The organism is Rhizobacter sp. P3_C12, from assembly GCF_056402735.1.
The window spans coordinates 1-9183 of sequence record NZ_JBFUGW010000250.1 but is presented as its reverse complement, the minus strand read 5'-3'; the positions used below and the strand labels follow the sequence as shown (position 1 = coordinate 9183).

Annotated in this window: 2 protein-coding genes; both read left to right on the top strand. The window is 73.8% G+C overall.

What is annotated here, in order from left to right:
- The coding region (locus AC1DXV_RS27040) for an SDR family NAD(P)-dependent oxidoreductase (protein WP_477936472.1) at positions 1 to 4731 on the top strand (4731 nt) is incomplete at its 5' end.
- Positions 4732 to 9183 (top strand): type I polyketide synthase (locus tag AC1DXV_RS27035; RefSeq protein WP_477936470.1); only part of this gene is annotated, 4452 nt, incomplete at its 3' end.

Below are 9183 nucleotides of genomic sequence, written 5' to 3'. Positions count from 1 at the left end.
ACGCTGCGCGGCGACGACCTGCCCTACCTGGCCGACCACCAGGTGCAGGGCCGCGTGATCCTGCCTGCCACCGGCTTCCTCGAGATGGCGCTGGCCGCGAGCCGCGTGGTGCAGGGCGCGGCGCGTGCGGTGACCGATGTCGTGATCTCCGAGCCGCTGGTGTTCGCGCCCGGCGAAGCGCGCACGCTGCAGCTGCTGCTGCGCCGCAGTGCCGACACCCAGGCCGACACCTTCGAGATCCTGTCGCTCGGCGATGGCGAACCCGATGACGCCTGGCACACGCATGTGCAGGGCAGCTATGCCGATGCCGATGCCGCCCCTTCGCATGAACCGGCCGGCGCGATCGGCGCCCGCTGCACCGAATCGATCGACGCCGGCGGCCACTACGCGAACCTCGCCGCGCGCCAGCTCGCGTTCGGCCCCGCGCTGCAGGGCGTGCAGCGCATTGCCCGGCGCGACGGCGAGGCGCTCGGCGAGATCGCGCTGCCGCCCGCTGCCGGCCGCGCCGACTACGTGATGCACCCGGCGCTGCTCGATGCCGCGCTGCAGGTGATGGCCGCCGCGCTGCCGGCGCAGGCCGCTGCCGGCCGTGCGTACCTGCCGCTCGCGATCGGCCGCCTGGCGGTGCACCGCCCGCATGGCGAGCGGCTCAGCAGCCACGTGCGCATCACGCCCGGCGGCAGCGCCGACACGCTGAAGGCCGAGCTGGTGCTGTTCGACACGCACGGCACCGTCGCGACGATGCATGGCATCGCGCTGCGCGCCGCCCCGGCGCCGGCGAGCGCGGCCGCGAGCGAGCCGGTCTACCGCATCGCGTGGGAGCCGGTGCCGGACGCCCGCTGGCTGCCGGTGCCGGCCGAACTCGCCGCGCAGGCCGGGCCGCGCCTGGACGACCTGTCGCGCGAGCACGACCTGGCCGACTACCAGCAGGCCTTCGTCGCGCTCGAGGCGATGAGCGCGGCGTGGATCGCGCGCGCCCTCGTCGAACTCGGCTGGTCGCCGGCCACCGGCGAACGCGTGAACAGCGCCGAGTTGGCGGCCGCGCTGAACCTCGCGCCGCGCTACCACCGGCTGCTGCCGCGGCTGCTCGCGATCCTGGCCGAGGACGGCTGGCTGCGCCACGACGGCGATGCGTTCACGGTCGCGAACTGGCACCCGGTGCCCGACCCGGCGCAGCGCGTCGCGCCGCTGGTGCAATGCCACCCGGCTTCGCGCCCGCGCATCATGCTGACCGCGAACTGCGGCGCGGTGCTGGCCGACATCCTGGCCGGCCGCGCCGACCCGCTGCACCAGCTGTTCCCGAACGGCTCGGCCGAGCTGGCCGAGGCGCTGTACCGCGATGCGCCCGAGGCCAAGGCCTACAACCAGCTGCTGCGCGAGACCGTGCGCGCCGCCCTCGCGCGGCTGCCGGCCGGGCAGCGGCTGCGCATCCTCGAAGTGGGCGGCGGCACCGGCGGCACCACCGCGTGGGTCGCCCCGATGCTGCCGGCCGACCGCTGCGACTACCTGTTCACCGACATCGGCCCGCTGATGGTGGCCCGCGCCCGCGAGCGCTTCGGCGTGCACCCGTTCATGCGCTTCCAGCCGCTGGACCTGGAGGGCTCGCTGGCGGCGCAGCTGGCCGGGCAGCACTTCGACATCGTGATCGCCGCCAACGTGATCCACGCGACGGCCGACCTGGCGCGCACGCTGGGCCAGGTCCGCCAGGTGCTCGCGCCCGGCGGCACGCTGCTGATGCTCGAAGTGGCCGGCATGGAGCGCTGGATCGACATCACCTTCGGGCTCACCGACGGCTGGTGGCGCTTCACCGACAGCGCGCTGCGGCCGGCCTACCCGCTGCTGTCGCGCGGACGCTGGCTGGCGCTGCTCGACGAACTCGGCTTCGAGGCCGCGGCGATCGATGCGCCGCAGCCGAATTCACGCGAGGTGCTGCTGGCCGCGCGGCGACCGGTGCAGGCGGTGGATGCGCTGCCGGCGTCGAGCTGGCTGCTGGTCGGCGACCGCGGCGGCGTTGGGGAGGCGCTGGCGGCGCGCATGCGTGCCGATGGCCACGAGGTGGTGATCGCGCCGGCCGATGCCGAGCCGRCCGGCCTGCTCGCCGGCCGCCACCTGCGCGGCATCGTCCACCTCGGCGCGCTCGAACTCGCGGCGCCCGATGGGCGGTCCGCCGCTTCGCTGATCGACACGCAGCGCGCGAGCCTCGGCTCGCTGCTCAAGCTGGTGCAGGCGCTCGGTGCGCAGTCGTTCGCGGCCGGCACGACGCCGCGGCTGTGGATCGCGACGCGTGATGCGCAACCGGTCGTCGACGGCGACACGCCGAACCCGCTGCAGGCGCCGGTGTGGGGCTTCGCGAAGGTCGTCGCGCTCGAACACCCGGAGCTGCGCACGACGCGTATCGACCTCGACGGCCACGATGACGCGGGCGCGTTGTGGCAGGCCCTCTGCGCCGATGGCGACGAGCCGCAGCGCGCGCTGCGCGGCGACAAGGCCTTCGTCGCGCGGCTGGTGCACGGCAGCGCCGAGCCGTTCGATCCGGTGCCGGTGCGGCTCGAGAAGGCCGCGAGCGGCGTGTTCGACGAGATGCCGCTCATGCCGATGAGCCGCCGTGCGCCCGACCCCGGCGAGGTCGAGATCCGCGTGCGCGCGGCCGGCCTGAACTTCCGCGACATCATGAACGCCGTCGCGCTGCGCGCCGACCCGGAGCCGCTGGGCGGTGAATGCAGCGGCACCATCGTCGCGCTCGGCGAAGGCGTCGAGGGTTTCGCGATCGGCGATGCGGTGGTCGCGACCGGCGAGGCCTGCTTCGCCACCTACGTGACGACGGGCGTGCAGCACGTGGCGCCGCTGCCGCCCGGCATCGGCTATGCGGAGGGCGCGACGCTGCCGTTCGCGCTGATGACCGCCTGGCATGCGCTGCACGTGCTGGGGGGCATCCGCGCCGGCATGACGGTGCTGATCCACGCGGCTGCCGGTGGCGTCGGCATGGCGGCGCTGCAGATCGCGCTGCGCGCCGGCGCGACGGTGTTCGCGACGGCCGGCAATGAGGCGAAGCGCGCACTGCTGCGCGCGCACGGCGCCACCCATGTGCTGAACTCGCGCACGCTCGATTTCGAGGTCGAGATCGCGCAGCTCACCGAAGGCCGTGGCGTCGACCTGGTGCTGAACTCGCTGGCCGGCGAGTTCATCCCGGCCAGCGTGCGCAGCCTGTCGGCGCAGGGCCGCTTCCTGGAGATCGGCAAGCGCGACATCTGGAGCGGGTCGCAGTTCCGCGAGCTGCGCCCGCTGGCGCGCTACCACGCGATCGACCTGAACGCGCAGCGCTACCAGGACCCGGCCGCGGCGCAGGCGCTGTTCGCCGAGGTGATGGCCGCGGTGCAGCGCGGCGAGCTGAAGCCGCTGCCGCTGCATGCGTTCCCGCTGCAGCGCGGCGGCGAGGCCTTCCGCTTCATGGCGCAGGCGCGGCACACCGGCAAGGTCGTGCTGACGCAGCACGATGCGCTGCAGGCCTCGCTGCAATCGCTGACGCCGCGCGGCGTCTACCTCGTCACGGGAGGGTTGTCGGGCCTCGGGCTGCTGACGGCCGGCCGGCTGGTCGAGCGCGGCGCCAGGCACCTGGTGCTGGTCGGCCGGCGTGCGCCGTCGCCGGCGGCGCAGGCCACGCTCGACGCGATGCGGGCGCAGGGCGCGCAGGTGCAGGCGGTGCAGGCCGACATGTCGCGCGCCGACGAGGTCGCCCGCGTGCTGGGCGGCATCGCGCAGGGCGGGCAGCCGTTGCGCGGCGTGATCCATTCGGCCGGCGTGCTCGAAGACGGCGCGCTGCTGCAGCAGGACTGGCCGCGCTTCGTGCGCCCGCTCGGGCCCAAGCTCGACGGCAGCTGGGCGCTGCATGTGCTGACGCGCGGCGAGCCGCTGGATTTCTTCGTGTTGTATTCGTCGATGGCCTCGGTGCTGGGCTCGCGCGGCCAGGCGAACCATGCGGCGGCGAACGCGTTCATGGACGCGCTGGCGGCGCACCGGCGCGCGCTTGGGCTGCCGGGCCTGAGCATCAGCTGGGGCGCCTGGAGCGAGGTCGGCGCCGCGGCCGATCGCCAGGTGGACCAGCGTGTGGCAGCGCGCGGCATCGACGTGATCACGCCGACGCACGGGCTCGAACTGCTGGAGAAGCTGATGCGCGCCGAAGCCGCCCATGCGGGCGTGTTCCCGGTGCGCTGGGAGCGCTTCCTCGCGGGTGGCGATGCGCATGGCCGCTTCGTCGCGCATTTCACCGAGCACGCGAAGGGCGCGGTGAAGCCCGGCGCGAAGCACGCCGACGCGAAGCCCGCGGTGGCGGCCGGCGCGGCGCTGATCGACGAGTTGAAGCAGGCCACGCCGCAGCGCCGCCGCGAGCGGCTGCTGGGCTTCGTGGCCGAGCACGTCGCGCGCGTCGTCGATGCGCCGAGCGCCCAGGCGATCGACCCGCGCCAGCCGCTCAACGAACTGGGGCTCGATTCGCTGATGGCGGTGGAGCTGCGCAACCGGCTCGGCACCGGGCTCGGACTGGCGCGCAGCCTGCCGGCCACGCTGGTGTTCGACCACCCGACGCTGGAGGCGCTGGCGGCCTACCTCGAAGAGTTGGTGGTGCCCGTTGCGCCCGTGGCGGTGGCCAAGCCGGTCGACGCGGTCGGTGCGCTCGACGAGATGAGCGACGAAGAAGTCGAGGCGATGTTCGCCAAGAAATTGAAGAGGCCCTGAATGTCCGACTTCCTGGAACGCATCAGCCATTTCTCGCCGAAGCGCCTCGCGTTGCTGGCCGACGAGCTCCAGCAGCGCGTGCAGGAACTCGAAGGGGCCGCGCACCAGCCGATCGCGATCGTCGGCATCGGCTGCCGCTTCCCCGGCGGCGCTGACACGCCGGAGAAATTCTGGGCGCTGCTGCGCGACGGCGTCGACGCCATCACCGAGGTGCCCGCCGAACGCTGGGCCATCGACGACTGGTACGACGCCGATCCCGACCACCCCGGCACGATGAACACCCGCTTCGGCGGCTTCGTCGGCCCGGTCGACGGTTTCGACGCGCACTTCTTCGGCGTCTCGCCGCGCGAGGCGCTCAGCATGGACCCGCAGCAGCGCCTGCTGCTCGAGGTGGCCTGGCAGGCGCTGGAACACGCCGGCATCAATCCCGAACGCGTCGCAGGCAGCCGCACCGGCGTGTTCGTCGGGATGTCGGCCGGCGACTACTGGCAGCTGCTGCGCCAGGGCGGCGTCGACAGCTACGACGCCTACACCGCGTCGGGCATCGCGCACAGCATCGCGTCGGGCCGGCTCTCGTACGTGCTCGGTGCGCGCGGGCCCAGCGTCTCGGTCGACACCGCCTGCTCGTCGTCGATGGTCGCGATCCACCAGGCGGTGCACAGCCTGCGCCGCGGCGAATGCGACCAGGCGCTGGCGGGCGGCGTCAACCTGGTGCTGAGCCCGGAGATCACGGTCGCGCTGTCGCGCTCGCACATGATGGCGCCGGACGGCCGCTGCAAGGCCTTCGATGCGCGCGCCGACGGCTTCGTGCGTGGCGAGGGCTGCGGGCTGCTGGTGCTGAAGCGGCTGGCCGATGCGCAGGCCGATGGCGACACGGTGATCGCGCTGATCCGCGGCTCGGCCGCCAACCAGGACGGCCGCAGCAACGGGCTGACCGCGCCGAACGGCCCGGCGCAGGAGGCGGTGCTGCGCGACGCGCTGGCCGATGCGCGCGTGCTGCCGGCCGAGGTCGGCGTCGTCGAGGCGCACGGCACCGGCACCTCGCTCGGCGACCCGATCGAGGTGCAGGCATTGGGCGCGGTGATGGGCGAAGGCCGCGCGGCCGGTGCGCCGCTGCTGCTCGGTTCGGTGAAGGCGAACGTCGGCCACCTGGAGGCCGCGGCCGGCGTTGCCGCGGTGATCAAGATGGCGATGGCGCTGCAGCAGGCGCAGGTGCCGGGGCAGATCCACCTGCAGCAGCCGAACCCGTTCATTCCGTGGGACGAGCTGCCGGTGCGCGTGCCGACGGCGCTCGGGCCGTGGCCGACTCAGGCGCAACGCATCGGCGGCGTCAGCTCGTTCGGCTTCAGCGGCACCAATGTGCACCTGGTGATGGCACAGGCGCCCGAGGTGGCGCCGGTGGCGGTGAACCCGCGGCCGCTGCAACTGCTGACGCTGTCGGCGCGGCAACCGGCGGCGCTGCGCGAACTGGTGCAGCAACACCTGCCGTTGCTCGCCGATGGCGCGCCGTTGGCCGACCTCGCTTTCAGCGCGAGCACCGGCCGGGCGCGTTTTGCGCAGCGGCTCGCGGTGAGTGCTGCGACGCCGGCCGACGCGCGGCAGCGCCTGTCGGCCTGGTTGTCCGGCGAGGAGGTCGCGGGCGTGTTCGCCGGCACCGCGCCGGCGCGGCCGCCGAAGCTCGCGTTCCTGTTCACCGGCCAGGGCTCTCAATCGATCGGCATGGCGCGCGGGCTGTACGACAGCGAACCGGTGTTCCGCACGGCGCTGGAGCGCTGCGCCGCGGGGCTGCAGCTGCCGATGCCCTTGCTCGACGTGCTGTTCCGCGATGGGGCGCCGCTCGACGACACCGAGTACACGCAGCCGGCGCTGTYCGCCGTCGAGTACGCGCTTGCGACGCTGTGGATGTCGTGGGGCGTGCAGCCGCAGGCGGTGATGGGGCACAGCGTCGGCGAGGTCGTCGCGGCCTGTATCGCCGGCGTGTTCAGCCTGGAAGACGCGCTGCGGCTGATCGCCGAACGCGGCCGCCTGATGGGCGCGCTGCCGCGCAACGGCGCGATGCTCGCGGTGATGGCGAACGAATCCCGCATCGCCGACCTGCTGGCGCCGTGGCGCCGCGAGGTGTCGGTGGCCGCGGTCAACGGGCCCGACAACATCGTGATCTCCGGCCTCGCGATGGCGGTCGATGCGATCGCCACGCAGCTGCAGGCGGCCGGCCTGGTCGTCACGCGGCTGAAGGTCTCGCACGCGTTCCATTCGCCGCTGATGGCGCCGATGCTCGATGCCTTCGGCCAGGTGCTGCAGACGATCCACTACAGCGCGCCGCGCATCGACCTGGTCTCCAACGTCACCGGGCGCTTGATCGGCGACGAGATCGCCCACCCGACCTACTGGCGCGAGCACGTGATGGCCGCGGTGCGCTTTGCGCCGGCGATGCAGTCGCTGGCCGATGCCGGCTGCGAGCTGTTCCTGGAGATCGGCCCGCACCCGACGCTGCTCGGGCTGGGCCGTGCCTGCCTGCCGGAGCGCGGCGACTGGCTGCCGTCGCTGCGACGCGGCAAGCCCGACAGCGAGCAGATGCTGGACAGCCTCGCGGCGCTGTACGTGCAGGGCGTCGAGATCGACTGGCAGGGCTTCGGTGCCGGCCGCGGCGGCCGCCGCGTGCCCTTGCCGACCTATCCGTTCCAGCGCGAGCGCTACTGGCCCGCGTTCGCGAGCGCGGCGCGGCCGTCGCCCGCCGCGCCGGTGGCCGTGGCCGCCGACACCGGCCTCGCGCCGCGCGTGCAGCAGATGCTGCACGAGATCGCCTGGCGAGATTCGGTGCGCCCCGCGCTGCACCCGCTCGCCCCGGCCGAACTCGCCAGCCGCGTGCTGCCCCGCATCGACGCCCTGGCCGCGCAGAACGGCCTCGACGCCTACGCCGGTTTCCTGGGCGGCCTCGACCACCTGGCCTCGGCCTACGTCGTGCGTGCGCTGCGAGCACTCGGCTGCAGCTTCGCCCCCGCCACCGCGATCGACCCGGCGCGCTTCGACACACTGCCGGCGCACGCCCGCCTCGTGCAGCGCATGCTGGCGATCCTGGCCGAGGACGGCATCCTGGTGCGCGACGGCAGCAGCTTCGTCGTGCGCCGCACGCCCGACGAGACCGACCCCGAAGCGCTCGCCGACGACCTGCTCGCCCGTCACCCGGAAGGCGAGGCCGAACTGGTGCTCACGCGCCGCTGCGGCCGCGAGCTGGCCGCGGTGCTGCGCGGCCGGGCCGACCCGCTCGCGCTGCTGTTCCCCGGCGGCTCGCTGGCCGACACCGAGCGGCTGTACCAGAACTCGCCGCCCGCGAAGACCTACAACAGCGTGATCGCCGAGACGGTGCGCGCGCTGGCCGCCGCGTGGCCGGCCGGCCGGCCGCTGCGCGTGCTGGAGATCGGCGCCGGCACCGGCAGCACGACGAGCCACGTGCTGCCGATGCTGCCGGCGCAGGGCGTGCGCATCGACTACACCTTCACCGACGTCTCGCCGCTGTTCCTGAACCGCGCCCGCGAGAAGTTCGCGGCGCACGGCTTCATGCGCTACGAGCTGCTCGACATCGGCCGCGCGCCGGCCGAGCAGGGCTTCGCGGCCGGCGGCTACGACCTGGTGCTCGGCGCCAACGTGCTGCACGCCACGCCCGACCTCGACGTGACGATCCGCCATGTGCGGCAACTGCTCGCGCCCGGTGGCGTGCTGGTGCTGCTCGAAGGCACGACGCCGCAGCGCTTCGGCGACCTCACCGTCGGCCTGCTCGACGGCTGGTGGGCCTACACCGACACCCAGCGCCGCAGCTATGCGCTGATGCCGCGCGAGGGCTGGACGACGCTGCTGTCGCAGCACGGCCTGCAGGGCGCCACGCCGCTGCCGGGCGCGACGACGCACCCGGTGCTGGCGCAGCAGGCGGTGTTCGTCGCGCAGGCGCCGGTGGCCGCGGTCGAGCGTGAACCGTCGCGCTGGCTGGTGCTGGCCGACCGGGCCGGTTTCGCGGACGCGTTGATCGGCGAGTTGCGCCGCGCCGGTGACCTGCCGGAGCTGGTGGCACCGACTGCCGACGCACTCGCGCAAGCCTTGCGCAGCCCGCTGCCGTGCCGCGGCGTCGTGCAACTGCAGGCGCTGGACCTCGCGGCCCACGCCGGGCTGTCGACCGACGACCTCTTGCGCGACCAGCAGTTCATCGTCAGCGCGCTGCTGCAGACGGTGCAGGCGATGGCGGCCCAACCCGGGTCGTCGCGGCCCGGGCTGTGGATCGCGACGCGCGGCGCGCAGGCCACGCACCGCCATGAAGGGGCGAACCCGGCGCAGGCCACGGCCTGGGGCATGAGCCACGTGGTCGCGATCGAGCACCCCGAGTTGCAATGCCGGCGCATCGATCTCGATCCGGCCGCCGATGCGGCAGCCGCGGCCACGGCGCTGGTGGCCGAGCTGCAG